At 61.3% G+C, this 26,645-nt stretch carries 23 protein-coding genes and 1 riboswitch; of the genes, 12 read left to right on the top strand and 11 right to left on the bottom strand.

Going from position 1 to position 26,645, the window contains the following annotated elements:
• Positions 1-83 precede the first annotated feature (83 nt).
• The 9 genes from I6L41_RS08330 to I6L41_RS08290 all read left to right on the top strand — a co-directional run bounded on the left by I6L41_RS08330 (position 84) and on the right by I6L41_RS08290 (position 10,365).
• Positions 84-1,205, top strand: a complete 1,122-nt coding sequence (locus tag I6L41_RS08330; protein WP_216963323.1) for a 4-phosphoerythronate dehydrogenase — start codon at positions 84-86, stop codon at positions 1,203-1,205.
• Positions 1,206-1,398: 193 nt separating this feature from the next.
• Entirely contained in the window at positions 1,399-2,415 is a 1,017-nt protein-coding gene (locus I6L41_RS08325; protein ID WP_005344937.1) for an aspartate-semialdehyde dehydrogenase, read from the top strand.
• 271 nt (positions 2,416-2,686) lie between these two features.
• Positions 2,687-4,891 (top strand): FimV/HubP family polar landmark protein, encoded by a 2,205-nt coding sequence (locus I6L41_RS08320; protein ID WP_201989245.1) that lies wholly within the window; start codon positions 2,687-2,689, stop codon positions 4,889-4,891.
• A 200-nt stretch (positions 4,892-5,091) separates the two neighbouring features.
• On the top strand, positions 5,092-5,901 hold the full coding sequence (gene truA, locus I6L41_RS08315) for a tRNA pseudouridine(38-40) synthase TruA (RefSeq protein WP_005333773.1): 810 nt from the start codon (positions 5,092-5,094) through the stop codon (positions 5,899-5,901).
• 119 nt (positions 5,902-6,020) lie between these two features.
• Positions 6,021-6,884, top strand: a complete 864-nt coding sequence (gene accD, locus I6L41_RS08310; RefSeq protein ID WP_005333765.1) for an acetyl-CoA carboxylase, carboxyltransferase subunit beta — start codon at positions 6,021-6,023, stop codon at positions 6,882-6,884.
• 2 nt (positions 6,885-6,886) lie between these two features.
• On the top strand, positions 6,887-8,146 hold the full coding sequence (gene folC, locus I6L41_RS08305) for a bifunctional tetrahydrofolate synthase/dihydrofolate synthase (RefSeq protein ID WP_216963320.1): 1,260 nt from the start codon (positions 6,887-6,889) through the stop codon (positions 8,144-8,146).
• 74 nt (positions 8,147-8,220) lie between these two features.
• The gene (dedD, locus tag I6L41_RS08300) at positions 8,221-9,021 is read left to right on the top strand and encodes a cell division protein DedD (protein ID WP_040066443.1); all 801 of its coding nucleotides are present in this window, start codon (positions 8,221-8,223) and stop codon (positions 9,019-9,021) included.
• 172 nt (positions 9,022-9,193) lie between these two features.
• On the top strand, positions 9,194-9,511 hold the full coding sequence (locus I6L41_RS08295; protein WP_005352756.1) for a heavy metal-binding domain-containing protein: 318 nt from the start codon (positions 9,194-9,196) through the stop codon (positions 9,509-9,511).
• Positions 9,512-9,762: 251 nt separating this feature from the next.
• Positions 9,763-10,365, top strand: coding sequence for a hypothetical protein (locus I6L41_RS08290; RefSeq protein ID WP_216963317.1), 603 nt, complete (start codon positions 9,763-9,765; stop codon positions 10,363-10,365).
• Between the two features lie 100 nt (positions 10,366-10,465).
• Here I6L41_RS08290 and cysG read toward each other — a convergent pair whose 3' ends face one another.
• From cysG to I6L41_RS08265, 5 genes are all read right to left on the bottom strand, one after another.
• On the bottom strand, positions 10,466-11,857 hold the full coding sequence (gene cysG, locus I6L41_RS08285) for a siroheme synthase CysG (protein ID WP_216963313.1): 1,392 nt from the start codon (positions 11,855-11,857) through the stop codon (positions 10,466-10,468).
• A 197-nt stretch (positions 11,858-12,054) separates the two neighbouring features.
• On the bottom strand, positions 12,055-13,065 hold the full coding sequence (gene asrC, locus I6L41_RS08280; RefSeq protein WP_040066440.1) for a sulfite reductase subunit C: 1,011 nt from the start codon (positions 13,063-13,065) through the stop codon (positions 12,055-12,057).
• A gap of 11 nt (positions 13,066-13,076) precedes the next feature.
• Positions 13,077-13,916, bottom strand: a complete 840-nt coding sequence (asrB, locus tag I6L41_RS08275) for an anaerobic sulfite reductase subunit AsrB (RefSeq protein WP_144712705.1) — start codon at positions 13,914-13,916, stop codon at positions 13,077-13,079.
• Position 13,917: 1 nt separating this feature from the next.
• Entirely contained in the window at positions 13,918-14,976 is a 1,059-nt protein-coding gene (asrA, locus tag I6L41_RS08270; protein ID WP_216963309.1) for an anaerobic sulfite reductase subunit AsrA, read from the bottom strand.
• 200 nt (positions 14,977-15,176) lie between these two features.
• Entirely contained in the window at positions 15,177-16,019 is an 843-nt protein-coding gene (locus I6L41_RS08265) for a patatin family protein (RefSeq protein ID WP_005333746.1), read from the bottom strand.
• Between the two features lie 265 nt (positions 16,020-16,284).
• Between I6L41_RS08265 and I6L41_RS08260 the strand changes: the two genes are divergently transcribed.
• A complete protein-coding gene (locus tag I6L41_RS08260) occupies positions 16,285-17,301 on the top strand; it encodes a S66 peptidase family protein (RefSeq protein WP_216963306.1) in 1,017 nt (338 codons plus the stop codon).
• Positions 17,302-17,365: 64 nt separating this feature from the next.
• Here I6L41_RS08260 and I6L41_RS08255 read toward each other — a convergent pair whose 3' ends face one another.
• On the bottom strand, positions 17,366-19,621 hold the full coding sequence (locus tag I6L41_RS08255; protein WP_216963303.1) for an LTA synthase family protein: 2,256 nt from the start codon (positions 19,619-19,621) through the stop codon (positions 17,366-17,368).
• A gap of 255 nt (positions 19,622-19,876) precedes the next feature.
• Here I6L41_RS08255 and I6L41_RS08250 point away from each other — a divergent pair, with 255 nt between their 5' ends.
• Positions 19,877-20,962, top strand: coding sequence for a hypothetical protein (locus I6L41_RS08250; protein WP_005333743.1), 1,086 nt, complete (start codon positions 19,877-19,879; stop codon positions 20,960-20,962).
• 82 nt (positions 20,963-21,044) lie between these two features.
• Here I6L41_RS08250 and lysC read toward each other — a convergent pair whose 3' ends face one another.
• Positions 21,045-22,397 carry a lysine-sensitive aspartokinase 3 gene (lysC, locus tag I6L41_RS08245; protein ID WP_216963299.1) on the bottom strand — a complete coding sequence of 451 codons (1,353 nt, stop codon included), beginning with the start codon at positions 22,395-22,397 and terminating at the stop codon, positions 21,045-21,047.
• Positions 22,398-22,487: 90 nt separating this feature from the next.
• A riboswitch (Lysine riboswitch) is annotated at positions 22,488-22,711 on the bottom strand.
• 107 nt (positions 22,712-22,818) lie between these two features.
• Positions 22,819-24,147 carry an amino-acid N-acetyltransferase gene (gene argA / locus I6L41_RS08240; protein WP_005345063.1) on the bottom strand — a complete coding sequence of 443 codons (1,329 nt, stop codon included), beginning with the start codon at positions 24,145-24,147 and terminating at the stop codon, positions 22,819-22,821.
• A gap of 268 nt (positions 24,148-24,415) precedes the next feature.
• Between argA and msrA the strand changes: the two genes are divergently transcribed.
• Entirely contained in the window at positions 24,416-25,048 is a 633-nt protein-coding gene (gene msrA, locus I6L41_RS08235) for a peptide-methionine (S)-S-oxide reductase MsrA (RefSeq protein ID WP_005352745.1), read from the top strand.
• A 261-nt stretch (positions 25,049-25,309) separates the two neighbouring features.
• Here the strand turns inward: msrA and I6L41_RS08230 are convergent, their stop codons facing one another.
• The 3 genes from I6L41_RS08230 to I6L41_RS08220 are packed head-to-tail and all read right to left on the bottom strand — an operon-like array spanning position 25,310 to position 26,571.
• The gene (locus I6L41_RS08230) at positions 25,310-25,645 is read right to left on the bottom strand and encodes a DUF3802 family protein (RefSeq protein ID WP_005333735.1); all 336 of its coding nucleotides are present in this window, start codon (positions 25,643-25,645) and stop codon (positions 25,310-25,312) included.
• A gap of 57 nt (positions 25,646-25,702) precedes the next feature.
• A complete protein-coding gene (locus tag I6L41_RS08225) occupies positions 25,703-26,191 on the bottom strand; it encodes a GNAT family N-acetyltransferase (protein WP_139732325.1) in 489 nt (162 codons plus the stop codon).
• Positions 26,188-26,571, bottom strand: a complete 384-nt coding sequence (locus I6L41_RS08220; protein WP_216963296.1) for an MmcQ/YjbR family DNA-binding protein — start codon at positions 26,569-26,571, stop codon at positions 26,188-26,190. The genes I6L41_RS08225 and I6L41_RS08220 overlap by 4 nt, the downstream gene beginning before the upstream one ends.
• Positions 26,572-26,645: the final 74 nt, after the last annotated feature.

Below are 26,645 nucleotides of genomic sequence, written 5' to 3'. Positions count from 1 at the left end.
CCGGATTGCATCACAGGCTGAAATCTCGGGCGGCTTTGCGCTAGAATGGCGCCCCCGTGGCGGTTGTGACCAAAGAGAGCCCGATGAAGATAGTCGTTGATGAGAATATGCCCCATGCCGTGGAGCTGTTTGCCGAATTTGGCGAGGTGATCCCCTTGCCCGGGCGGCAGATGCAGGCCCGCGATCTGCAGGATGCCGATGTGCTGCTGGTGCGTTCGGTCACCCGCGTCAACAGCGATTTGCTGGCGACCAGCCCCAAACTCGGCTTTGTCGGCACCGCCACCATAGGCACAGACCATGTGGACAAGGCGTTGCTGGCAAGCCGCAATATTCCCTTCTTCAGCGCCCCCGGTTGCAACAAGTATTCTGTGGGGGATTATGTACTCTCCGCCCTGCTGGTGCTGGCGGAGCGCTATGAACTCGACCTCTCGGCCATGACGTTGGCGGTGATTGGCGCGGGCAATACCGGCGAGTGCGTGGCTGGCAAGGCCCAAGCGCTCGGCATGCGGGTACTGCGCTGCGATCCACCCAAGGCGCGTAATACCCCCGATGCGGGCTTTGTCGATTATCAGACCGCTCTTGGTGCCGATATCGTTAGCTTCCATGTGCCCATTACCCGCGAAGGGCAGGATGCCACCTACCATCTGCTCGATGCCGAACAGATTGCCGCGCGCCCTGCCGGACAGATCCTGATCAATGCTTCCCGTGGCGAGGTGTGGGATAACCGGGCCTTGCTGGCACGCCAGCTGAGCGATGCGCCATTGCGACTGGTAATGGATGTGTGGGAGAACGAGCCCGAGCCACTGGCAGCGCTGGTGCCCCATACCGAGATTGCCACCCCCCATATCGCCGGTTACAGCCTGGAGGGGAAGGCGCGCGGCACCTGGATGCTCTATCAGGCGCTCTGCCAGCAGCTGGGACGCCAGCCTCGTCAGGATTTGAGTCAGCTGTTGCCTGCCCCCGATGTGCAGGCAGTGGTGCCGGGCCGCGCACCGGATCAGGCGCTGATCAAGCAGCTGGTGCATCTGGTCTATGACGTGCGCCGCGATGATGCCCGTTTCCGTGCCCGACTCGGTCTGCCCGGCAGCTTTGACGAGCAGCGCAAACACTACCCCGAGCGCCGTGAACTATCCTCCCTGCAGGTTGAGGGGGCGTTTGCCGACCAGGCGCTGGGTGAGCTGGGATTTGCGCTGTCACGCCCCTGAATCGGGGACTAGGAGTTGGAAGATAACCGGAAGGGGTGAGCCGTACTGGCTACCTCGACCCCATTTTTTACTGAGCTGGCGCAGATCCTGCTGCGCCAGCTCAGCCATATCAGGCAGCGTCATCTCGCCTTGCGGGAGCCTGCCGACCATGGTGCCACCCGGCGCCATTGCAGCATTATCAGAGGAGAACAGAATGAGCCAGCAGTTTAACGTAGCGGTATTGGGTGCCAGCGGCGCCGTGGGTCAGGCGATGATCGAGATCCTGGAAGAGCGCGAATTTCCGGTAGCGACCCTCTATCCGCTGGCTTCCAGCCGCAGCGCCGGTGATACCGTGCGCTTTGGCGGCAAGAACCTCGAGATCCTCGATGTGGAGGAGTTTGACTGGAGCCAGGTACAGATCGCACTCTTCTCCGCCGGTGCCGAGGTCTCGGCCAAGTGGGCGCCGATTGCTGCCGAACACGGCTGCATCGTCATCGACAACACCTCCTGTTTCCGTTACGACGAAGATATCCCGCTGGTGATCCCGGAAGTGAACCCGGATGCGCTGGCCGATTTTCGCAATCGCAATATCATCGCCAACCCCAATTGTTCCACCATCCAGATGCTGGTGGCCCTGAAGCCGCTGCACGACGAAGTAGGCATTGCCCGCATCAACGTGGCCACCTATCAATCCGTGTCAGGCTCCGGCAAAGAGGGGGTCAGCGAGCTGGCGGGCCAGACCGCTCATCTGCTCAACGGTCGTCCGGTGGAACCGACCCTCTATCCGCAACAGATCGCCTTTAACCTGATCCCGCAGATCGACAGCTTCACTGACAACGGCTACACCCGTGAAGAGATGAAGATGGTATGGGAAACCCAGAAGATCCTCGGCGATGCCAGCATTGCCGTGAACCCCACCTGCGTGCGGGTGCCGGTCTTCTACGGCCACGCCGAGGCGGTACACGTCGAACTGCACCAGCCGCTCGATGCCGAACAGGTCAAGGACCTGCTGCGCAATGCGCCGGGTGTGACCCTGTTTGATGACGAAGGGGACTATCCGACCCCGGTGCGTGACGCAACCGGCAAGGATGAGGTGCTGGTGGGTCGGGTGCGCCAGGATATTTCTCATCCAAGTGGTATCAATATGTGGATCGTGGCCGATAACGTTCGTAAGGGCGCGGCAACCAACAGTGTACAGATTGCCGAGCTGCTGGTTCGCGACTATCTGTAAGGCTGGTCAGATGCCACCGATGCGCAGCAGGGAGTGCTGCGCATCCGGCCTGTGATCAAACCGGGGTGTGACCCATGCCGCACTCCGTCACTTCAAGATTCTGTTGCGATATCAACTGATTAAGTTTTTTCCTACACTCAGGGTCAAGTTGGGTGCTAAATGTGTCGGACTGCTGGCTTGCCAGGCGAGCCTGATTTATATTGAACCGACTGTTTTGGGGTAACTATCCAGATTTTTCAATGTGATAGGGCCGTCATACGAAGGAACGAATATGGGACATTCCCGCATAACATTGGCAACGCTACTCGCATTGGGTCTGCTGGGCACCGTCCAGGCTGAAGACTCGGCGCGGGAGCCTTTTTTTGTCGAGCTAAAAGGCCCTGACGAACCCGCACCTCCCGCCGTCAATTCCCAGCCGCTGGCGCAGCCGGTCGCCAGACCCGTGGCGCAACCGGTGCGTGCAACCGCCCAGCCGGTGGTGCGTCAGGTCACTGCCAATGCCGGTAGCTATGGCCCTGTTCGTCCGACCGATACCCTATGGAGCCTGGCGAGCAAATATCGCCCCTCCAATCGGGTCAGCGTCTACCAGACCATGGTGGCGATTTACGAGAAAAACCCCCGCAGTTTTGCCGATGGCAATATCAACCACATTCTGGTGGGTTCCCGCATTCTGCTGCCGACCGCGGCCGAGGCGAGCGTCATCACTGATGCACAGGCCCGCGCCAAGTTCCGCAGCGACAACGCCAGCTGGAAGGGGTTAAGCCCCAAATATCTGGCTGACAAGCAGGCCCATACCGCCAAGCCGGCTGCCGCCAAACCCGCGAAGGTGGAAGCCGCCAAGACCGAGCCGGTGAAGGCTGCGCCTGCGCCGCTGCCAGTGGCGAAAGCCGCCCCCATTCCCGCCCCGGTGGTGGCTCCGCAACCGGCTGCCGAAACCAAAGAAGTGGCCAAGGTGAGCGAGCCTGCGCCGAAAGAGGCGGTAGCACCTGCTCCTAGCGCTGCAGAAGGCACCACACCGGCGCCTCTGCCTTCCGATCTGGATAAACCGGTGGGCAAACCGGCTACCGAGATGGCGCTGGCACTGGAAGATGCCAATGCCCAGCTCGGCCAGGTGACCGAGATGAACCATAGGCTCAAGCTGCGTCTGCAATCCCTGACCGAAGAGGTGGAGACCCTCAAGGCCCAGCTGCAGGATCAGACCGCGCTGCAAAAAGAGATTGCCGAGCTCAAGGCCCAACCGGTCCCGCCGGTGGCAGCCGAGCCTGAGCCTGAGAAAAACTGGTTGATGGATCTGCTCTCCTCACCGCTCAACCTCGCCATGATCATTCTGCTGCCGGTGCTGCTGGTATTGGCGCTGGTGACTCTGTGGCTGCGTGCCCGTGCTCGCCGAGAGCTGGAAGAGCAGGAGAAGAGCCTCTCCGAATCCACCGCCATGATGATGGATCAGGAGCAGAGCGAGTTTGATGATCTGCTGAGCGTCGATGTGACCGACAACGAGCCGGTACGCCCGGTGCCGGATCTCAACACCCCCGATGGCTTTATGCCGATGGAGCCTGACGAGCCGGCCGCCAAGCCGGATGTTGATCTGGTGTTCAGCGACGACGGCGAGATGGAGCTGCAGGGCTTTGAACCCGAGCGGATGGCGGCCCAGCCAGCCAGTCGTGACCCGGACCTGGTGCCGGATCTCGATCTTTCGCTGGATGAGCCCATCGCGCTGGCCAACGAGCCCGCCATGGATCTGGCCAGCGAGTTCAACCCCAAGCCCAAGGCCGCTGACGAGATCATGAGCGAAGAGGAGCTGCAGGCAGCCCTGTTTGCCGAGCTGGATGCGGATCTCTCAGCCGACCTCGAGCCCGATTTGAGCTCCATCGACGAAGTCGGTGCCGCTGACGACGATCTGGCGAGCTTCGATCTCGGCGATTTCGACAATGCCCTCGACGAGCCTGCTGCTGGCAAAGATGATAACGCCATTGATCTCAGTGCCGCAGAGGACGCTGACGAGAGTGCGGATGCCATGCTGGCCGAGCTCGGTCTTGAGCCTGTCAAGGCGAAGGAAGCGGAGCTGGATCTGGAGTGGGATCCCAACGAGCTGGCGCTCTCCGATTTCGAAGATGCGTTCGCCGAGGTGGAATCTCATCCGGCAGATCTCCAGCCCCGTGAGCAGGCGCAAGAGAGCGGCTACGTCGAGATCGACAAGCTGCTGGCCGAAGCGGATGCCACCGCGCCGGAGCAGGAGCCTTATCAGGGCTTCTCGCTGGATGTGGGGCTCGATGGCTTCCCCGAGGTGCTGCCGGAATCCACCGGATTTGACGTGGATGCCGATGACGGCGGTGTGGGTGCCAAGCTGGATCTGGCCCGTGCCTACCTCGAGATTGACGACAAGGATAGCGCCCGCGAGCTGCTGCAAGAGGCTGCGGAGCAGGGTAGCGATCACCAGCGCGCCGAAGCCGAGAAGTTGCTCAAGCGTTTGGGCTAAAGCATTTCCCATCACGGGATCAGCAAAACGAGGGCAGCCAGCAGGCTGCCCTCTTCTTTTGGCGAGTTGCGATAGGGGGATCATGGCCGAGCAGGCTCGCAATCCAGGCCAATTGCGCCTGTGGTGGGACTTTTCAGGTTGAGCGCGTATAATCCGCCCCGTTTCTTTCACTGCGTTTTCACAACAAGACAAGTTTATCCATGCGAATTGCCCTAGGTATTGAATATGACGGCAGCCGGTATTTCGGCTGGCAGCGTCAGCGTGAAGTGATCAGCGTGCAGGCTGAACTGGAGACGGCGCTGAGCCGGATTGCCAACCACCCTGTCTCCATCCAGTGTGCCGGACGCACCGATGCCGGTGTCCATGCGACCGGTCAGGTGATCCATTTCGATACCGAGGCGAACCGTGCCGAAGGGGCCTGGACCCTGGGGCTCAATTCCAACCTGCCACCGGATATCGCCGTGCGCTGGGTCAAGCAGGTGGACGAGAGCTTCCACGCCCGCTTCAGCGCCACCGCCCGTCGCTACCGCTATGTCATCTACAACCACAACTACCGGCCGGCGATCCTCGGCAGTGGCGTCAGCCACTACCACGAGACCATCGATGCCGAGTTGATGCACCGGGCGGGCCAGAGCCTGCTGGGGGAGCACGACTTCAGCACCTTCCGTGCCGTCGCCTGCCAATCCAACACCCCGTGGCGCAATGTGACCCATCTGTGTGTCAGCCGCTCCGGCCCCTACATCGTGCTCGACATCAAGGCCAACGCCTTCCTGCACCATATGGTGCGCAATATCACCGGCTCCCTGCTGCTGGTGGGGCAGGGGCTCAAACCGGTGGAGTGGATTGCCGAGGTGCTGGCTGCCAAGGATCGCAATCTGGCCGGGCCGACCGCCAAGGCCGGTGGCCTCTATCTGGTCGACGTGGATTACCCGGCCGAGTTTGCTCTGCCACAGTTGCCGCTCGGCCCGCTGTGGCTGCCGGACTCGGCACCGGGTACGACCAGTTTTTAGTAACTGCGCCCGAAAAATTGTGGTTTAATGACCCGTCATTTGTTGCCATCGAGCTATTAAGTCATTGAACAATCTAGGCTCGATGCGTTTTGTCAGGCACAAAAGCATTAAGGAATTCCATGAGCTGGCTTGAGAAGATTCTTCCCAAGAGCAAGATCACTGCGCCCCGTCGTCACAACATTCCGGAAGGGGTGTGGACCAAGTGCAGTGCTTGTGAACAGGTGCTCTACCGGGCAGAGTTGGAGCGCAACCTCGAAGTGTGCCCCAAGTGTGATCATCATATGCGCATCAGCGCCCGCGCCCGTCTCGAGAGCTTCCTCGATGAGCAGGGTCGTACCGAGATCGGTGCCGAGCTGGAGCCGCAGGATGTACTGAAATTCAAGGATTCCAAGCGCTACAAGGATCGTTTGTCTGCCGCTCAGAAAGAGACGGCGGAGAAAGATGCGCTGGTGGTGATGAAAGGGACCCTCAAAGGGGTACCGGTTGTCGCCTGTTCGTTCGAATTCTCCTTCATGGGTGGCTCCATGGCCTCCGTGGTCGGTGCCCGCTTCGTGCGTGCCGTCGAGGAGTGCATCAAGGAAGGCCGCGGTCTGGTCTGCTTCTCCGCCTCTGGTGGTGCTCGCATGCAGGAAGCGCTGTTCTCCCTGATGCAGATGGCCAAGACCAGTGCAGCGCTGGACCGACTCACCAAGGCGGGCCTGCCCTATATCTCCGTGCTGACCGACCCCACCATGGGTGGCGTCTCTGCCAGTCTGGCGATGCTGGGTGACATCAACGTGGGCGAGCCCAAGGCGCTGATCGGCTTTGCCGGCCCGCGCGTTATCGAGCAGACCGTGCGCGAGAAACTGCCGGAAGGCTTCCAGCGCTCCGAGTTCCTGCTGGAAAAGGGTGCCATCGATATCATCATCGATCGCCGTGAAATGCGTAACCGTCTGGCCAGCCTGCTCGCCAAAATGCTGAATACTCACGTCATCGAAGAGTGAAGATGAGTTCAAACATGCAACAATCCCAAAGCCGGTCGCTTGTCGACTGGCTTTCTTATTTGGAGCAGATCCATCCGGTCAATATCGACATGGGGCTGGATCGGGTCGGTGCCGTTGCCCGGCGCATGGGTCTCACCCAGCTGCCGTTCAAGGTGATCACGGTGGCGGGCACCAACGGCAAGGGCTCCAGCTGTGCCATGGCGGCCAGCATTCTGATGGCCGCAGGCTACAAGGTCGGCGTCTACTCCTCGCCCCATCTGCTGCGCTTTACCGAACGGGTGCGGGTCAACGGGCAAGAGCTGGCCGACAGCGATCACTGCGCCGCCTTTGCCGAGGTGGAAGCTGCTCGCGGCGAGATTGCCCTTACCTTCTTCGAGTTCGCCACCCTGGCCGGTTTGTGGCTCTTCTGCCGAGCCGCCCCCGATGTGCTGCTGCTGGAAGTGGGGCTGGGTGGTCGGCTCGACGCCACCAACGTGGTGGAGTCCGATGTGGCGATGATCACCTCCATTGCCCTCGATCACTGCGACTGGCTGGGTGATACCCGCGAAGCGGTGGCGGTGGAGAAGGCTGGGGTCTATCGCGCCGGTAAACCCGCCATCAGTGGCGAGCCCAATCCGCCTGCGACTATCGCGAGCGAAGCACAGCGTCTTGGCGCCAACCTGCGTCAGGTCGGTATCGATTTTCGTGGCGATGAGCACGAGAGCGGTTGGGATTATCACGGCCTAAACCAGTGGCGGGATCTGCCCAAACCGGCGCTACCGCTGATGAACGCGGTGACCGTGCTGGCGGCGCTGGAGTCCCTCGGCTTGCCGCTGCCGGAGTCCGCCATTCGTGACGGGCTGGCCAATGCCCGGCTGGCTGGCCGGATGCAGCAGTTGCAAAGTGCGCCGCTGGTGATCGTCGATGTGGCCCACAACCCCCATTCGGCGGCCTATCTGGCCGCGCAATTGCGCAAGATGCCCTGCACGGGTGTGCGCCGCGCCGTGGTCGGCATGCTCAAAGACAAGGACATGGCGGGATCCCTTGCCGAACTCGATGGCCTGATTGGCGAGTGGTATCTGGCCAGTCTCACCGGCCCGCGCGCCGCCACCGCAACGCAACTGGCTGCGGCGTTGGGGGAGGGCAAGGGGCCTGCCAGAGAGTTTGATGATGTCAGCGCCGCTTATCAGGCAGCGTTGGCCGCATCGAGTCCGGACGATATGGTCATTGTGTTTGGTTCGTTTTACACTGTCGCCGACATTCTGGCGGGTGTCGCCGTCTAGGCCACACTCCGGCCCCCCGGCCTTCGGGCGGGGAGCCAAATCGCATATTGAGTTACGTAAAGGTAGGATTCAACTTGGCCTCGAAGTTTCAAAACCGTCTGGTGGGCACCGTCATCCTGGTGGCCCTGGTTGTTATTTTCCTGCCGGACTTGCTGGATGGTCACAAGCTGGCACAAAAGGAGGAGGCCTTTGCCAAGATCCCGCTGCGCCCCGAGCTGGAGCCTGCCAAGCCTGCGCTGCAGGTCTCGGCAGCCAGCAGCCTGCCAGCCGATCATCTGGCCAGCCAGCAACAGGCCTCTGCGGCCCAGCAGTGGCAAGTGGAAGAGGTGGCTGACCCCATGACCCTCGCCGGTCAGGGCAACGGTGCGCAGCCGGCGACAACCCCTGCCGCACCGGCACCGGTTCAGCCGCAACAGAATGCCCAACCCAAGCCACAGCCCAAGCCGGAAGTGGTGGCCAAAAAACCGGTAGAACCGCCAAAGCCAGCACCCAAGCCGACGCCAGCCAAACCGGTTGAAGTGGCCAAGGCACCCGCACCGACCAAGCCGCAGGCGGGTCAGATCAAGTCCCTCGACGATCTGATTGAAAGCAAGATGACCCAGCCGACCACTCCCGCGCCTGCTGCGGCACCGGCGCAGGGCAGCTGGATCCTTCAGCTTGGCGCCTTCAAGAACGTCGACAGCGTCAACGCGCTGGTGAGCAAGCTGCGGGCGGCGGGCTACTCTGCCCACACCTCGCCGCGCACACCGGTGCAGGGTCAGCTCAACCGGGTCTTTATCGGGCCGGATGTCTCCAAGGCCAAACTGCAGGGGATGCAGGGGCGGATCTCCCAGATGACCGGCCTCAGTGGCTCGGTGGTCTCTTACAATCCGTGACGGCTTGCCGTTGGCAATGGCCCTCTGAAACAAACACCGCGCCCCGTGCGCGGTGTTTTTTTATCTGGCCGTCGTGATTTTTAAGGACGGCGTCGTACAGGTCACCCCCCCAGTTGGGATTTTCGGGCAGTTGGGGTAGTCTGAGCCCTTCTGCTACTCACAGGAGTTCAAGATGATCCTCTCGACGACCCCCACGCTGGAAGGCAAAGCCATTCGTGAATACCGCGGCATCGTGGTTGGCGAAGCCATTCTCGGCGCCAACATTTTCAAGGATCTCTTCGCCGGGATCCGCGACATCATCGGCGGCCGCTCTGGCGCCTATGAAAAAGAGCTGGCCCGTGCCCGCGAGATCGCCTTCGATGAGCTGAAAGAGCGCGCCGCGGCCCTTGGTGCCAACGCAGTGGTCGGCATCGATATCGACTACGAAGTGGTGGGGCAAAATGGCAGCATGCTGATGGTCAGCATCAGTGGCACCGCCGTGGTGGTCTGATCGGGCATCCACTTCTGCATGGGCAATGAGCCGATAACCGGGTTATCGGCTTTTTTATTGCTGGCTGATACGTGGTGGCTGGCAGGGTTATCACTCAACTCATTGATTTTAAATATTTATATTTATTAATAATTCCGCTGGCCGGTTTTATTTTTTTTAACTGGGTAGCCCGAGAGGGTCAAGCTAGAGTGCCGCCATCAGGAACGACACCGCTCACGGACGAGGTTCTCTTCTCTTGAAGGCGTATCACTATGATTCAAAAACCTGCTCTGCTGACCCTTGTCATGTTGGCCATGACCGCCCATGCCGGCAGTGCCCTCGCGGCGCTGCCCAACTTCAGCGCCACTTGCCCCACCGATATCCGGGTCAAGTCGCAAGGGGGCAACGTCTTTATCAATGGCAAGAAGGCGACCCTGAAAACGCTGGCGCCCGCCGCCTATTCGGCCACAAGCGGCAAGGTGGTCATCGGGATCACCTTCGATCTGCCCGCCAGCGAACCCACCCTGGATTACGTCATCAAGCATGATCGCCGAGCCCACGGCTTTTGCACCGTGCACGCCTGGTCGGCGGGCAAGGCCGCCGCACTGCCGATGGCCAAGGGGGACTCACCCTATCAGGGCAAGTGGATCGCCAAGAACCGCGAGACAGGCGCCACGGTGGCCAATATTCAGGTGGATGGCAAGGAGCAGGTGTGGGTCAACGGAGTCAAGGTGAAGGCCAAGCGGGCCGATGGCGCTCTGCAGTTTCGTCAGGGCACCATCCTCTACACCTTGCAGGGGGATCCGCGTATTCGAAATGAGAGCGACTGGAATGACAGCGATGTTCAGAACACCGGCCCCATCACTCTGGAGTAACAGACGCGCCGTGCCACGGCTTGGTCATTGATGAAAAAAACAGAGAGCGGCATGGCCGCTCTCTGTTTTGTTGTCTCTATTGGGTGATAGCCGTGCGGGGTTAGATGCCGTGGATGGCGTTGGCTTCCCCATACCAGTTCAGCTTGTCGGCCAGAGTGACCACCGAGCCGATGATGATGAGGCTCGGGCTCTTCACCTGACGGGCCAGTTCGGCCAACTGCTGCAGCTCGCCGCGCACCACCCGCTGGCTGAGCTGGGTGCCTTGCTCCACCAGCGCCACCGGGGTGTGACCGGGCATGCCGTGGGTTTGCAGCGCATCCTGAATGCGGGCGGCGTGGGCCAGCCCCATGTAGAACACCAGGGTCTGGCGGGGGGCCGCCAGCGCTGACCACTCCTGGGCGATATTGCCCTCCTTGTCGTGGCCGGTGATGAACTGCACCCGCTGGGCGTGATCGCGGTGGGTGAGGGGAATGCCGCTGTAGGCGGCGCAACCCGATGCAGCCGTGATGCCCGGTACCACCGAGAAGGGGATGCCCGCCTCGGCCAGGGTTTCCAGCTCCTCGCCACCCCGGCCAAAGATAAAGGGATCGCCCCCCTTGAGCCGCACCACCTGTTTGCCCAGCTGCGCTTGTTCCAGCAACAGCTGGTTGATCGCCTGCTGGGGCACACAGTGGCGGCCCGCCTCCTTGCCAACAAAGATCCGCTCGGCATCCCGGCGAACAAGCGCCAACACCTCCTGCGAGACCAGCCGGTCATAGACCACCACATCCGCCTGCTGCAACTGTTGCAGACCACTTAGGGTAAGCAGTCCCGCATCGCCGGGGCCGGCGCCCACCAGGGTTACGCTTCCCTTGCTCTGCAGCGGCTCATTCAATAGCTCTGTGACGCTCTGCTCGGCCGCCTGCTGTTGGCCGCGCGCCAGCTGGCATGCCAGTCGCTCATGGCTAAAGAGTCGCTCCCAGAAGCGGCGGCGGGCCAGCTTGTCCGGAATGAGTTTGACCCGCTCGCGCAGCTTGCCCGCCAGCGCAGCGAGCTGGCCGAGGTGTTGCGGCAGCATGGCTTCAAGTTTTTCCCGCAGCTGGCGGCTTAGAACCGGCGCCGCGCCTGCGCTGGAGATGGCCACCATCAGCGGCGAGCGGTCGATGATGGCGGGCATGATGGCGCTGCAGTGGGCCGGAGAGTCCACCACATTGCAGAAGATTTGGCGCAGGTTCGCCTCATGAAAGACCTGCTGGTTGACCTCTTGCTGGTTGGTGGCGGCGATCACCAGCCACTTGCCATCGAGCAGTTCGGGATGAAAGCTGGCGGCGCAGGCGGTCAGGCGACCCTGCTCGGCCCAGCTCATCAGCTGGGGTTCCAGATGCGGGGCATTGATGGTGATCTTCGCCTTGGCATCGAGCAGCAGGCGCGCCTTGCGCACCGCCACCTCACCGCCGCCGACGATCAGGACCGGCTTGTTTTGCAGCTGACAGAAGAGAGGGAGAAAGTCCATAACAGGCTCCGGATGCTGGCCCGCTCGCAATGCCGCGCCGGGCGAGATAGCAGGGCGCGCCGTGACGCACCCCGGATGGCCGGGGGAAAGATCCCCCGACGGGAATAAAAAAGGGGAAGGGTGATCTACGCCCGGGCCAACGACAGATCCCCACCGGTGTCGGCCACTTGATCACGCTTCCCCAAACGAGGTTTTTCCTATTGCACCGCTTTGACGTGCATGTTGGCGACGTACTGATCTTCGGCCCAGAAGATGCGGTCAGCGACCATGGCTTCCGGGTTGAGGGTGACGCCGCGCAGCACCCGCTCCTTGAACTTGTGATAACCGGCCCGGTCGATAAGGTGACCCATGTGCAGGTAGATGGGCTTGCCATCCAGCATCTCGGCCTCGAACTCGAACAGGTTCTTGATCACCGCATGAAGCACCTCTTCGGTTACCCAGTTGAGGAACAGCTTGCCGGTACGGGGAGTCTTCTTGCTGGTGCGTCCTCCCAGCTTGACCATATAGAGCTGCTTGGGATCCCGCTGCCAGGCCAGGGTCGGGCAGGCCAGCACGCACTCGCCACAGCCGATGCACTTGCTCTCCTCCTTGACCGCCTTGCCATGCTTGATGGCGAGGCAATCCACCGCGTGGTGGCTGCACGCCTTGACGCAGGCGCCGCAGCCGATGCAGCGCTCGGCATTGAAGTGGATCTTGGCGATGCCGAGGATACCGAAGTCGGCCATGTTGGCCTTGGCGCAGTCGTTGGGGCAGCCGGCGATCACCATCTTGAGGTGATAGGGGTTGGGGTAGAGGTGTTTCTCCATCCGCTGGGCCAGCCCGGTGCAGTCGATATTGCCCTTCTGGCAGATGGTGTTGCCCTGACAGGCGACGATATTGCGCCCGCCGATGGTCTGGTAACCGGCTGTGGTGTCCTCTACCTCGATGCCGCAGGTCTCCACCTCGATCTCCTTGATAAAGGGTTCGAGGGCGGCGTTGACCTTGTCCATGTCCTGATACTTGATGCCGGGCATCGCCAGCTTCTGGCGGGTGGTGAGGTGGATCAGGCCGTTGCCGTACTGTTCGGCGATCTGCTGGGCCACCGCCAGCAGGTGGGCTGGCATGATCCCGCCGGGAATGCGTACGCTGATCATCGCTTCGCCGCGCACCTTGGAGAGGCGGTATTCGTTCTTGGCGCGGGCCTTGATGATGTCGATATCGAGACTCATGGTGTTCTCCCTCAGTCGATCAGATGCTGGGCCTGGTCAAAACGAAAGACCGGTCCATCCACGCAGATATAGGTGTCGCCCATCCGGCAGTGGCCGCATTTGCCCACGGCGCAGGCCATGCGGCGTTCGTAGTCGACCCAGATGCGATCCTTGGGGATGCCCCGTTCGAGGAAGGCGAGCACCACGAAGCGGATCATGATGGGGGGGCCGACCACGATCACCTGGATATCCTCCTTGTCAGCGAGATCCAGCTGGTCGATGTAGTCGGTGACCCGGCCGATGCGAAACTGCTCGCTCTCCTTGCCCTCGTCCAGGGTGACGATGAGGTTCTGCTGCTCGGCCCAGAGCGGCATCTCTTGGCGATAGAGCACCGCCTGCTCGTTCTTGAAGCCGAGGATCATGTCGAGGGACTTCACCTCTTCCGGATGTTTGCTGAAGCGGCGCAGCAGCCCCTTGACCGGCGCGACGCCGGTGCCGCCCGCCACCACGATGAGGTGCTGGTTGCGGTAGGTCTCCAGCGGATAGCCGTTGCCGTGGACGCCGCGCATCCACACCTTGTCGCCCACATCGAGGGCAAACAGCGCATCGGTTACCTTGCCGACTTTGCGGATCAGCAGATCCACATAACCATCGCCATAGTCGGAGACCGAGATGGGCGCTTCGCCGACGGTGGGCAGGGAGATCTCCACAAACTGGCCGTAGTGGACATCAAAGTCGCGTGATACCCGAAAGTTCCACTCCAGCTCGGTGTGACGCTCGATGGCCAGAATGGTGTAGGCCTTGGGCAGCAGGCGGTTTTCGACCACGTCCTGCTGCGGTTCTGCTGTTGCGGTTTGCTGGCACTGGCACATATCAGTTCGCCCCCTGCGCGTTGTCGGCTGCGATGGTCTGTTCGACCACATCGGTCATCTTGTTGATGATGTTGCTAAAGGAGATGTAGTGAGGGCAGCGATCGTCGCAGCGGCCACAGCCGACGCACATGTGCTCCTCTCCCTGACGGGCCTTGTAGTCGTTGACCTTGTGCAGGGCGCGATAACGCAGGCGCTCGCCATGCTTGGTGCGAAAGCCGTGGCCACCGGCCATGTCGCTGAAGCCATCCACCATGCAGCTGGCCCACTGGCGACGGCGCTCACCCTGATGGGGGTTCTCGGCATAGGTGAGGTCGTGCACGCTGTAGCAGCTGCAGGTCGGGCAGGAGGTGGTACAGCGGCCGCAACCGATGCAGCGGCTGTCGTACTCGGCCCAGACCGGATGAGCGGTGAGGATTTGGCGGATCCGCTGGGGGTCGTCACAGACGCTGTCCGGGGTGCGTACCTTGACCGGGTTGCTCTGGACAAATTCCGGGGTGAAGTCGTCGGATTCACCCAGTTCGGCAAAGTAGCCGAGCAGCTCGGGATCCTTCACCTCGATGCGGGCACCCTCATCGCTCAGACGAATGGCGGCGGCGTAGTCCTGGGTCTCGTTGCTGCCCATGGAGACGCAGAAGCAGTTCTCGAAGCTCTCGCGGCACTCCAGCAGTACCAGCTTGAGCTTGCTGCGCAGCCGGGCGTAGTAGACGTCGCTGTTCTGACCATTTTTCAGGTAGACCTGATCCAGCCTGCGCAGAGCGTGGATATCGCAGCTGCGCAAGAACAGCAGGGTGGGTTTGGCCTCCACCTTGGATTCGCGCAGCTCCAGATTGTCGAAGTGGAACAGGGTCTGGGTGATGGGGAGCACCACCTCTTTCGGGGAGAAGTGGGACTTCTCCTGCCACACCAGATCGGCCGGATGGCGGATGCTGTGGTAGGTGACGTTGTCGGTGTCGGAGAAGCGGCCGCCCCGATATTCGGCCGCGGGCGCCATGATCCGGTAATTGGGCAGCAGCCGCTCGAACAGCTGCGCCAGCGCGGGATGGGTGAGAAGAAACGACATAAATAAACACCTTGTATGAGGGTGAGATGCCCTGGCATAGGGATGAGGCGCGGGCCGGTCAGGGTGTCTGGCACCGGTTCTGGCCGCGCTTGCCTCGCCACGGTCTGTTTTTATGACTCATGTTGCTCAACTGACCCGATTGTTATTGTGTTGGCGGCGCGTACGTCGCGGCAGGTCGGGTCATGCCTGTAAAACCCTTATCAATTGAGCAGGGCGGCCTGATAGCCTGCGCACTTGCCCATCACGTATCCCATCTCCAGCTTGTTGATATCGCGGGTAAAACGGGAAACGGGGAAGTAGTCGGCCGGGGCGATCACCTCGATCTGGCAGTCCTCCGGCGGATTGGCGATAAAATCGAGCGCCTCGTTGTAGCTGCGATCCCGCTGCTCCAGCGCCTGTGCCAGCGCGGGGCGGGTCTTGAGCAGGGTGCGGATCATCCAGGGGAAGGGCATCGGCTTGAGCCGATAGCCAAGGGGCTCGGAGAGGATCACCGTCAGGTGACGGGCACCGCGGCGGTAGGCCTCGATCACCGGGATGGAATCGGCCACCCCGCCATCTGTCATCGGTACCCCGTGTACCTCCGGGTATTCGTGGGAGGCGAGGGGAATGGCGCAGCTGGCGGGCAGCACCTCGTTCATGTTCTCCGGCTTGACCCGGATGTACTCCGCCTTGCCGGTCAGGGTATTGGTCACCACCGCATAGAAGGGGATGCCGGTCTCCCGGTAGGCGTGAATGTCGAGGGGATACTTGCGGCAGCTGGTGTTCCACAGCCAGTGGATATCCACCAGATTGCCCCCCTTGGCAAAACGCAGGGGATCCATAAACTGCTGGCTGCATGCCAGTTTGGTCAGGATCTCGTGGCTGCGGCCATGCTGGCTGGCGAGATAAGCCAGCAAGTTGGTGGCCCCCGCCGAGACGCCGATGGCGAAGTCGAAGGGGCGATAGTCATGCTCGATAAACGCATCCAGCACGCCGCTGGCAAATATGCCGCGCATGGCGCCGCCTTCTACAACCAATGCGCTGGGGGATGCGTTTTTGTTCATGACAGGCACCTCATTGATAAGTCAGAGAGAAAAAGTGGGAAAGAGAACATCCGGGCTGTCAGGCCGACCGTTCTGACAACCAACCGGGGTTGGCCATCGCAATGAGGTCATTCTAGGAAGGGGATAGTGTTTAGAATATCTGTTAATAATGAATAAAGTGTTTGGTATTTCTAAACGATAGTGATAAACCCGTTGTGATCAACGGGGTTGTGTAGGAGTCTCAACGACTCTGCGATGGCTGGATATTGGCAAGGATGAGTGTGTCATGACGTTATTGGTTCCCCCGCTGCTCCGATGTGGCGATACCATCGCTTTTTTCTCCCCCTCCAGCGCGGCGACCGCCTGGGCACCCAACCGTTTTGCCCGCGCAAAAGCCTTTCTTGAGGGGCAGGGCTTTAGGCTCAAGGCGGGCAGCCTCACCGGCCAGCAGGATCACTGGCGCTCCGGTTCCATCGCCGCGCGGGCCGAGGAGCTCAACGCCCTTATTCGCGACCCAGAAGTGCGCTGCATCATGTCGGTGATTGGCGGCAGCAACTCCAACTCCCTGCTGCCCTACCTCGATTTTGATGCGCTGAGGCGCGATCCCAAGATCATTGTTGGCTACTCCGATGTGACGGCGCTGCTGCTCGGCATCCATGCCCAAACTGGCCTGGTTACCTTTTATGGCCCGGCGCTGGTGGCCTCCTTTGGCGAGTTGCCGCCGCTGGTGGATGAGACGCTGGCCAGTTTTTTACAGATTGTGCTGGCCGATGACGCTGGCGTCCCCTGCACGTTGCCTACGCCAGCACAATGGAGCGATGAACGGCTAGACTGGGAGAACCAGGCCCGGGCCAAGCAGTGCCAGCCCAATCGGCTGATCTCGATGGGTTCTGACCAGGTAGTGGGGCGACTGATCGGCGGCAACCTCAACACCATGGCGGGGATCTGGGGTTCTCCCTATATGCCGGCCATCGAGCACGGGGACATTTTGCTGCTGGAGGACAGCCTGAAATCTGCCGAGACGCTGGAGCGCTCCTTCGCCCACCTCAAGCTGTGCGGGGTGTTTGATCGGATCGGCGCGCTTATCCTCGGCAAGCACGAGTTGTTCAACGATCAGGGTAGCGGCAAGCGCCCCCTCGATATCCTGCTGGAGGTGGTGGGGGAGCCGAGCTTCCCCATTCTGGCGGAGTTTGACTGCGCCCATACCCACCCCATGCTGATGTTGCCGCTGGGTATCGAGGTGGCGCTCGATCTCGACCGCCAGCAGCTCACCTTGCTGGAGCCATGGTGGCGAGCAGAATGAGGGCGAAATGAATGTCCAATAACAAGGCCGCGGATGCGGCCTTGTCTGTTTTTATGGGGAGGGATCAGGGCAGGGCATCGGGCCGGAAGCTGGCGCGGATCTGCGGCACCAGGCTTGAAGGGTCGAACCCTTTCTCCTCCCCCAGCACCGGATGGAGCAGGGGCTTCTCTTCGATGGGGGTGATATCCCCCGCCAGCAGCTGGCGGGTGGCCTGACCCATCTGGTAGAGCTGGCGCACCGGCGCAAACTGGGTCGCCAGATTGAGGGGATCATCTGCGCGGGCAAAGGCCATCATGGGGATCTGGTAGGTGGCATCGCGCGCCGGCTTGTCACCGTGAATGCCCTTGCCGGCGGACATCAAAAACGGCTGGTGATCGCCAAAGGCCACCACCAGATAGCGCTTGTCCGACTGGTCTAGGGTCTTGAGCAGTCGCTCCAGCGAGGCCATGGCATCCACCACCCCGGTGTAGTAGGTGTTGAGCAGCTGGGTGTCACTCTCGCTCTGGTTCGGGCAGGCGCCGCTGCGCTCCTGCCCCTGATAGCGGGGGCCATCGAAGGGGCCGTGCCCCTGCATGGTGACTGCATAGGCAAACAGCGGTTTGTCATCCTGTTCGCTGCGCTTGAGCAGGTGGTCGATCAGCGCATCATCGGAGATATAAAGCCCCTTGTGCTCAAGGGTGGTGAAGCGGGTGTCGAACCAGCGCTCCTCATAGCCAAGCGCCGGGATTGCCTTGGCGCGGCCCCAGAACTTCTCCACATAGGGGTGGGCGAACAGGGTCTGGTAGCCGTTCTGTCTGGCGCTCTGGGCCAGCCCCGGCACCTGCTGCGAGAGGTAGTAGTAGGGCACCACCCCCTGCTTGAGCAAGCCCACCGGCAGGCCGGTGTTCATCTCGAACTCCGCCAGCACCGTCATGCCGCCGGTGGTGGGGGAGTGGATGGTTTTTTGCCACTGCTGCACGCTGGCGGGCAGGGCGAGGGTGGGAGCCGGGGCGCAGATCCGCCCCTTCCAGTCGAGCCAGAGCGACTCATATTGCAGCACGATCACCAGATCCCAGCGCGGCGCTATGCCCTGGGGCGGATAGCTCAGCTGCGGGGTCAGCTCGTTGATCTGCAAGGGGTAGCGAAACACGCTGCCGCTTTGCAGCATCTCGTCCACCAGATTGAACAGATAGAGGCCGGGGCCGGAGCGGATGATGTCCCTGTGGTAGTTGACCGCGCGATCCACGTAGCGAATGTTGGCTCCCAGCAGCTTGTTGCCGGTCTGGGTGGCAAAGACGCACAGGGCAAAGAAGGCGACGGTGGCCGCGGCTGTGCGCAACACCCAGCGTGACAGGGCAAAGCGCCAGCAGAGAAACAGTGCCAGCAACACGATGAAGATGGGCAGGATGGGGTGCTGGTCGAGCAGGATCCGCAGCAGCGCGAGCAGGTTGCCAAAATCATCCCCGCCGAGCGGCACGCCGTAGATGGCGATCTTCATAAAGTTGGCGAGCAGGCCTATACCGGAAAGCGCGGTAAAGACCAGCCCCATATAGAGGTTGAAGCCTGCCAGCGCGCAGAGGCTCCAGCCCAGCACCATGCTGCCCCAGGCGAGATAGTAGTGCTCCGGGCGAAAGCCTGACCAGAGCAGAAACTCCCCCAGCTTGAACACCACGAAGCCGTGCAGCAGCACGAAGGTGAGGTTGCCGAGCAGCAGGCTGCCGATGATCCGCCAGCGCAGGCTGCGGCGCAGCTTTGGCAGCACCGTCTTGAGCACGGCGGCGCTCAGGGCCAGCACCAGCGTCAGGCTCACTACCAGATAGGTGAGGTTGAAGCCCTGCTCCGGCAGGGTTTGCAGGATCTGGCTGAAGTCGCCGCTCTCGGGGCGATCTTTGAGCAGCAGACCGATGCGCAGCTGATAACGGCTGGCCAGCGCATCGTCCGGGGCGCGCAGGGTGCTGTTGAGATCCAGAGTACAGCGGTGATTGCGGCACACCTGACGCTTATCCACCGCCTGACTCAGCTGGTCGATCCGCTCCCCCTTGTCGTTGAGCAGCTCTACCCGTACCTTGTCCCCCGCTTGCAATGGCCCTCGCAACTGCCACTGACTGCGTACCACCAGATAGAGGCCGCGGCTGTCGCTTTTATAGAGCAGGGCGTGGCGGGTGAGGGTGGCCAGTGGATTGTCGGCGGGGCCCAGCACCAGCGGCTGGGCACGGCCCAGCCAGTTGCCGGGATTGATCAGCGGCAACAACAGGGTCAGCAGCAGCAATCCGCCCAGCAGGGCAAGCAGCAGAGAGGGCAGACTCAGGACGCGGGGGCGGCCTGAGGAGGGGCGATTCATATAAGCTCATCCTTTGAGCGAGTGAGGGAGAGATCGTTCATCCGCATAGAGTTTGACCCGATGGTGCGGGCCTTGTTTCAGCTTGTCAATTTAATGACCACTTAATGAATATTTGGTTACAGCTCAACCTTGCAAATTGTGATCCCGATCGAGGGGTTGTTCGGAATATGTGATGAAAGCGTCATCATGGGGTTTTGCCACTGGCTTGGGAGGGATCTGCTGTTTAGTCTCTCGATAGCGACTGGAGGTACATGTATGAATCCCAAAGTGATGGCACGTCAGGCCAGATTGCTGCGCATGCTGGAGAGCAAGGAAGAGATCCGGATCGGACGCGAGCGCGACTGCCCGCTGCCGCTGGCCCAACTGGTCAAGCTGAAGGATAGCCATCCGGCTGTGGTCAAGGTCTATCGCCACGGTCTCACCGCCGAGGTGTTTCACCTCAAGGTGGAGGGGCATCACTGGTGCCTCAAGCGGCGCCGTCAGGATTCACTGGTGGCCAACCTCGATGGCAAGACCGCCTTTCTGACCGAGCTGGAGCGGCGGCGCGAAATCGAGGCGCTGCGCGAGCTGCATCCTACTGTCCTCTCCCACGTGGTCTGCACCAGCTTCGGCTCGGCGCGGGCCGGTGTGCTGGTCTCCCCCTGGTTGCGGGGTGTGCCCGTCCATCAGCTCAACGAACGCAATCTGGCCCAGATGCTGGAGGTGCAGGGTGAGCTGGCGCGCTGGGGCTGGTTTGACTGGGACCCGAGCCCGGGCAACCTGCTCGATGACGGCGAGCAGATCTGCGTGTTCGACTTTGGCTATATGTGGACCTTCGATCCCCGCTTTGAATACAACTCCAACGGTCTGGTCGACCCGCAGTTCCATGTACCGGAGCGGTTGGAGACCCGCACCCTCTCCGGGCTTTGGCTCGATGAGGCCGATCCTCTGCCGCAATTTCGCTACTGGCGCGAGCTTTGTCTGAAATGGGTCAAACGGGAGATCCACCACCTGATCCGCGAAGGGGCCAGCGCGCCCGTGCTGGCCCGCTTGCACGCCCTGCAAGGGGAGTGGAGCGCCGCGCTGGCGAGCGACGAGGCGCTGGTCGCCAACTGGTGGCGGGACATGTATCGCAGCCACCGGCTCGATGTGGCCGATGATCTGAGCGGCCAGAGCTGCGGCCCGCTCACCCTGCGTCGCCTCGACTGGTTGATGCAGGCGGTGACGGATCACTATCCGCTGCTGGTGGACAATCTCTCGCCTCAGGAGACGGAGCTCGGCCAGACCGGGCTGCTGGCCCGCTTGCAGCAGCTGCGCCGGGAAGCCGTGGCCTGCCAGTTGCCTGCCACCAGCCTTGCCTGAGCTAACACATCCGCGGAATACAAATAAACAGGGCGCCTTGCTGGCGCCCTGTTGCGTGTTCGAAATTGCCTAGCGGTGAGGGTCAGTCCAGCAGCTCCTGATGGAGACGATTGACGATATTGCCCGCCTCGCTCTCCTTGACCAGGAAGCAGAGGTTGTGGGCGCTGGCGCCGTAGCAGATCATCCGGATGTTGTGCTCGCGCAGGGCGTCAAAGACCTGACTGCCCACCCCGTTCACTTCGCTCATCCGGTTGCCGATGAGCGCCACCAGTGCCAGACCGGTTTCCACCTCCACCTTGCAGAGTTGCCCCAGTTCGGCCAGTACCTTGTCGCTCAGGATCGGTTCGCCGTTACTCTGGCTGCCGGTGTGATCCAGCGTCAGTGACACGCTCACTTCCGAGGTAGTGATGAGGTCGACCGAGATGCGGTGACGGGCCAGAATGCCGAACACTTCGGCCAGAAAGCCGTAGGCGTGGAACATGTTGAGGCTGTGCAGGGTCACCAGCACCTGCTGGCGGCGCAGGGCGACGGCGCGAAACAGCGGGCTTGAATCTGTGCTGGCGCGGATCCAGGTACCACCGGCGGCAGGATCCTTGGCGGAGCCGACAAACACCGGAATATTCTGGCGCACCGCCGGTTGCAGGGTGGCGGGGTGCAGCACCTTGGCGCCGAAAGTGGCCATCTCGGCCGCTTCGACAAAGCTGATTTCGGGAATGGGACGGGCGCGGGTGACGAGGCGCGGATCCGTGGTGTAGATGCCGGGCACATCGGTCCAAATCTCGATACTGGCGGCATCGAGCGCTTCGGCCAAGAGGGCTGCGCTGTAGTCAGAGCCGCCGCGCCCCAGCGTGGTGGTGCGGCCATCGCCATCGGCACCGATAAAGCCCTGGGTGATGATAAGGCTGTCGCCAAGCTGCGGGCCCAGCGTCTGCTGGCAGAGGGTTCGGGTGGTGGCCAGATCGACGGTGGCCTTGCCAAATCGGCTGTCGGTGCGCATCAGCTGGCGCACATCCTGCCAGTGGGCCTTGACGCCGCGCTGGCGCAGCAGTTCGGTAAAGAGGCGGGTAGACATCAGCTCGCCGCAGGCGATGAGGCGATCGGCCAGCTCCGCATCGGTATGCTGGTGGGCTTGCTGGGCCATGAGGCGAATTTCGTCCAGCTGGCCATGAATGAGGGCGCTCACATCAACGGGGTTGCCGAGATCGGTCAGAATGGCCTGCTGGATCCCGGCCAGTTTGGCCAGATGCTCGTCGCGGCCCGCTTCGTCCAGCTCCCCTTGTGCCAGGGCGACCAGCAGGTTGGTGACACCGGCGCTGGCGCTCAGCACCACCACCCGGGTGGCGGGATTGGCCAGCACGATGTCGGCGCAGTGATTCATGGCCGGGAAGTTGGCGACACTGGTTCCGCCAAATTTGGCGACATTGATCGGGCTCATTGCTTACTCCTGTCTTATTTTAAGATTCCGGTTCCATCGGGCAAAAAAGAGAGGAGGAGGCTGAAAATGGCAGGAATGAACGAAGCTATCCCGGCCAGAAGCACTCCACCTGCAGAGCCCATCCCGTACCGCCCCTGACAGGGCGCGGTGGGGGATGATCACTACCGATGACAACCCGGGGGATTCAGCCCCCGCAGCCGACGTTGAGGTTACCAGTCTCCTCACTCGTCTCGGCGCTGCTCCCCCTGACCCAAGTTCACCGGACGCTGGCGTCCTCCCTTGGGCTGCCTGGGCAGCGCTCCTCTTCTGGCTCCACCAGGGTGGTGGAGTGCATTTAGAAATAACCTGCGTTGGATTGCACTGTCAATCGAGTTTGTGAAAAAGTTCAAATTGTCGGCTAACTCAACGCAGAATCAATGGCTTAGGCAATTGTCTTTGACAAAACCTTGGAACGGCGCTGCCAGTTGTAGAGACGCTGGCGCGCCACCGGCAGATCTTCCACTTCCAGCGGATCGAAGCCCCGCTCCCGGAACCAGTGGATGGAGCGGGTGGTGAGCACGAACAGGCGGCGAATGCCAAGCCGCTTGGCCCGCTCGGCCACCTTGGCCACCAGCTGATCTCCCCGGTTGGAGTTGCGATAGTCGGGGTGGATGGCGACGCAGGCCATCTCCGCCATCGCCTCTTCCATAAAGCAGTAGAGGGCCGCGCAGCCGATGATGAGACCATCGCGCTCGATGATGGTGAACTTGTCGATCTCCATCTCCAGCTGCTCGCGGGAGCGGCGCACCAGAATCCCTTCCTCCTCCAGCGGGCGAATGAGATCCAGAATGCCGCCGATATCCTCGATGGTGGCGGCGCGGGCTTGCTCGGCACTTTCCCGCACTATCTGGGTGCCGAGGCCGTCGCGACTGAACAGCTCCTGCAGCATGGCGCCATCATCCTGATAGCTCACCAGATGGGAGCGGGGCACTCCGCCACGGCAGGAGGCAATTGCCGCGCGCAGATAGCGGGCGGTGCCGGACATCTCTTCGCCAGCCTGCTCCAGCTCTACCAGCAGCTCTTCGGCCTGTTCGGGGAAGAGCTCGGAGATAGCTTCGCCGCGCCTGTCCATTACCCCCTGGGTGCTGCTGAAGCAGATGAGCTTGTCCGCCTTGAGGTCGACCGCCACCCGGCGGGCCACCTCTTCGGAGCTCAGGTTAAAGCTCTCGCCGGTGACCGAGCAGCCGATGGGGGAGATGAGCACCAGACTCTTCTGATCGAGCTGGCGGGTGATCCCCTCCACGTCGATGCGGCGCACCCGGCCGCTATGGCAAAAGTCGATGCCATCATCTACCCCCAGCGGCTGGGCGGTGACGAAGTTGCCGCTCACCACACTGATCCGCGCCCCCTGCATGGGGGTGTTGGCGAGCCCCATGGAGAGCTGGGCGGTGATGTCATATTGCAGGCCGCCACACACCTGCTTGATGATGGTAAAACTCTCGTCATCGGTGACCCGGATCCGCTTGTGATACTGGGCCTCGATACCGGCGCGGGCCAGCGCTTCATCGTTTTGCGGACGTGAACCAAACACCAGCACCAGGCGTATGCCCAGTGTCTGCAGCAGGGCGATATCGCTGACAATATTGGCGAAGTTGGGGTGGCAGATGGCTTCTCCCCCCATCATCAGCACAAAGGTGGCACCCCGATGCACATTGACATAGGGGGTGGATTGCCGGAAGGCATTGACCAGACTGGGTTCGCGTTCACGCACTTGATATTTCTTCCATAAAAAAACAGCGATTGGCTCAATATATGAAAATTAATTCACAAATCAAGACTAAATATTGATTTTGGCCGTTTCTGGTCTACGAGGAGCGGCTTGGCAGTGCGGATCGGGAAAGGGTGACGGACGGTGCAGACGGCCGCCGGGGCGAGCGGGGAGGGGCCCGCCGGTTGATCCGGCGCGATAAACTGCTATCTTCGATGCTCCTTTTCGTCAGCTGTGTGATTTCACAGGGTTTTATACAAGGACAGAATTCATGGAACAGATTATTTCACCGGCAGATGCCCTGCCGGGACGGCGCGAAGCGATGGTGATTGGTCAGCAGCATGCGGTGAATGGCAACCCGACCCAGGGTCCCTGGCCCGAGAACATGGAGATCGCCTGGTTTGGCATGGGTTGCTTCTGGGGCGTGGAGCGCCTGTTCTGGCAGCAGCCGGGCGTCTACTCCACCGCGGCAGGTTATCAGGGCGGCGTGACCCAGAATCCCACCTACAAAGAGGTGTGCAGCGGCCTGACCGGTCATGCCGAGACGGTGCAGGTGGTGTTTGATCCGGCGGTGATCAGCTACGGCGACCTGCTCAGACTGTTCTGGGAGCAGCACGACCCGGCGCAGGGGATGCGTCAGGGTGGGGACATTGGCACCCAGTATCGCTCGGTGATCTTCTATGGCGACGAGAGCCAGCAGATCATTGCCCAGCAGAGCATGGCGGCCTACCAGCAGGCGATGGCGGCAAGCGGCGACAGTCGCGCCATCACCACCCGCATTCTGCCGCTGGCGCCCTTCTATTACGCAGAGGATTACCATCAGCAATATCTGGAGAAAAATCCGGATGGTTACTGCGGATTGGGTGGCATTGGAGTCTGTTTGCCGCCCAGCCTGAACCGCTGAACAGGTTTGTAGTCGATTTCTTAATAAAAGTGAAAATAAATGGTCGGAGGAGGGAACTTATTGCGACCAGTCGGGACTAACTAGGTAGCGTCCAGGGATCGGATGCAAAGTCCAGACACATTTCTTGCCTTGATAACCGCCTGATGAATGAACGCACTGGCGGGTTGAAAATGATAGCAAGCAGGGCTGCCCACCAAGGCGGCCCTTTTCCTTATCTGCTGCTTTGAAATCTTGCGTTGGGCGGGAGAGCCGGACGGCAGATCAGCCGATGGCGCTGTCGAACAGGTTCTTGATGAGATCGATAAACTCGATGAGGAAGGTTTTCTGTTCCGGGGTCGGGGCGCGCAGCCAGACGGCGGAGAGCACCTCTTCCAGATCGGCGACCACGGCGTCGGCCTCCTGCATGATGGCGAAACGCACCTTGGGATCGAGCTGGGGGTTTTGCTCGCAAATGGCCATCAGGTTGCTGGCAACACGACCACTGACCAGATCTTCGATGGTCTCTTCACCATCGTTCTGCTGCTGGGATTCAAACAATCCCAAACTCTCCACCAGATACTCGATCAGCGAGATATAGCCTTCACTTTCTACCACCATGGTTGCTGCCTCAATACAGTAACAATACGAAAATTAAGCGTATTTTAGTGGCTTGCCCTAGCTTGGCAAGCAGCAGTGCAGGCGATGGCGAGTAAAACTGACTCCGCCCCGCTCCACGCACTCCAGCCCGGTCAACGTAAAGCCATGTCGTAAAAATAGCTCATAACTGAAGGCGCTGGCCTCGGTGGTGATGAGGGTCATACCGAGCCCTCTGGCCCCCGCGAGCGCCGTGGTGAGCAGCAGATTGCCCAGTCCCTGGCGCTGATGGTCGGCGCTGACATAGAGCAGACTGAGGTGGCCATCGGGGCTCAGGGTGACAAACCCGAGGGGCACATTTGCCTGCTCCGCCACCCAGCCGTGGTGCTCGCGCAGCTGGCTGACAAAGCCCGGATGTTGTGAACCGAGGGCCCACTGCTCCACCTGCTCGGCGCTGTAGTGCTCGGGGCCGCAGCATCGCACCGCCTGCTCAAACAGGGTCACGAGAGCAGGGATATGTGCCTCGCCAAGGGGAACAATACAAAGTGCTGGATTAAGTGCTGGCGTCATAAGGTTGGGTCGTCAGTGGTGGAGAGGGGGCGCGGCGCCTGTGGCCGTTTGGCTTTGGGCAGACCCGCGACAACCCGCTCATAGGAGTGGTGCACCCAGCCCTGCCACAGATCATCCGGCAAGGTGCTGTTCAGGGTCACTGTGTTCCAGTGTTGCTTGTTCATATGCCAGCCCGGTTTGACCTCGGGGTGGATCTCGCGCAGCAGCAACGCCAGCTCGGGCTCGCATTTGAGGTTGATGGTGAGCGGCTCGGCCTGCCAATCCACCAGCGCGAACATCTTGCCCGCGATGCGGTAAACCAGGATCTCCGGGCCAAACGGGGTATCTTCGGTGGCGCCCGGCAGGGTCAGCAGAAAGTGGCGCAAACGGGTCAAATCCATGGAAAGTTCTCGCGCAAGGGGTGATCCGGGTCATGTCAGGCGCATATCTATCGGCGGGCCTGTTCTGTTAATAT

Origin of the sequence: Aeromonas sp. FDAARGOS 1411 (genome assembly GCF_019047125.1) — a bacterium.
In the GTDB taxonomy this organism is placed as follows: Bacteria; Pseudomonadota; Gammaproteobacteria; order Enterobacterales; family Aeromonadaceae; genus Aeromonas; species Aeromonas veronii.
The sequence above is the reverse complement of the archived record's forward strand: the minus strand, read 5'-3'. Positions and strand labels throughout refer to the sequence as shown.

Bases quoted from the DNA above. Each gene is read 5' to 3' on its own strand.
- I6L41_RS08330 (WP_216963323.1), top strand. From the start codon at position 84: ATGAAGATAGTCGTTGATGAGAATATGCCCCATGCCGTGGAGCTGTTT.
- I6L41_RS08325 (WP_005344937.1), top strand. From the start codon at position 1,399: ATGAGCCAGCAGTTTAACGTAGCGGTATTGGGTGCCAGCGGCGCCGTG.
- I6L41_RS08320 (WP_201989245.1), top strand. From the start codon at position 2,687: ATGGGACATTCCCGCATAACATTGGCAACGCTACTCGCATTGGGTCTG.
- truA (WP_005333773.1), top strand. From the start codon at position 5,092: ATGCGAATTGCCCTAGGTATTGAATATGACGGCAGCCGGTATTTCGGC.
- accD (WP_005333765.1), top strand. From the start codon at position 6,021: ATGAGCTGGCTTGAGAAGATTCTTCCCAAGAGCAAGATCACTGCGCCC.
- folC (WP_216963320.1), top strand. From the start codon at position 6,887: ATGAGTTCAAACATGCAACAATCCCAAAGCCGGTCGCTTGTCGACTGG.
- I6L41_RS08295 (WP_005352756.1), top strand. From the start codon at position 9,194: ATGATCCTCTCGACGACCCCCACGCTGGAAGGCAAAGCCATTCGTGAA.
- I6L41_RS08290 (WP_216963317.1), top strand. From the start codon at position 9,763: ATGATTCAAAAACCTGCTCTGCTGACCCTTGTCATGTTGGCCATGACC.
- cysG (WP_216963313.1), bottom strand. From the start codon at position 11,857: ATGGACTTTCTCCCTCTCTTCTGTCAGCTGCAAAACAAGCCGGTCCTG.
- asrC (WP_040066440.1), bottom strand. From the start codon at position 13,065: ATGAGTCTCGATATCGACATCATCAAGGCCCGCGCCAAGAACGAATAC.
- asrB (WP_144712705.1), bottom strand. From the start codon at position 13,916: ATGTGCCAGTGCCAGCAAACCGCAACAGCAGAACCGCAGCAGGACGTG.
- asrA (WP_216963309.1), bottom strand. From the start codon at position 14,976: ATGTCGTTTCTTCTCACCCATCCCGCGCTGGCGCAGCTGTTCGAGCGG.
- I6L41_RS08265 (WP_005333746.1), bottom strand. From the start codon at position 16,019: ATGAACAAAAACGCATCCCCCAGCGCATTGGTTGTAGAAGGCGGCGCC.
- I6L41_RS08260 (WP_216963306.1), top strand. From the start codon at position 16,285: ATGACGTTATTGGTTCCCCCGCTGCTCCGATGTGGCGATACCATCGCT.
- I6L41_RS08255 (WP_216963303.1), bottom strand. From the start codon at position 19,621: ATGAATCGCCCCTCCTCAGGCCGCCCCCGCGTCCTGAGTCTGCCCTCT.
- I6L41_RS08250 (WP_005333743.1), top strand. From the start codon at position 19,877: ATGAATCCCAAAGTGATGGCACGTCAGGCCAGATTGCTGCGCATGCTG.
- lysC (WP_216963299.1), bottom strand. From the start codon at position 22,397: ATGAGCCCGATCAATGTCGCCAAATTTGGCGGAACCAGTGTCGCCAAC.
- msrA (WP_005352745.1), top strand. From the start codon at position 24,416: ATGGAACAGATTATTTCACCGGCAGATGCCCTGCCGGGACGGCGCGAA.
- I6L41_RS08230 (WP_005333735.1), bottom strand. From the start codon at position 25,645: ATGGTGGTAGAAAGTGAAGGCTATATCTCGCTGATCGAGTATCTGGTG.
- I6L41_RS08225 (WP_139732325.1), bottom strand. From the start codon at position 26,191: ATGACGCCAGCACTTAATCCAGCACTTTGTATTGTTCCCCTTGGCGAG.
- I6L41_RS08220 (WP_216963296.1), bottom strand. From the start codon at position 26,571: ATGGATTTGACCCGTTTGCGCCACTTTCTGCTGACCCTGCCGGGCGCC.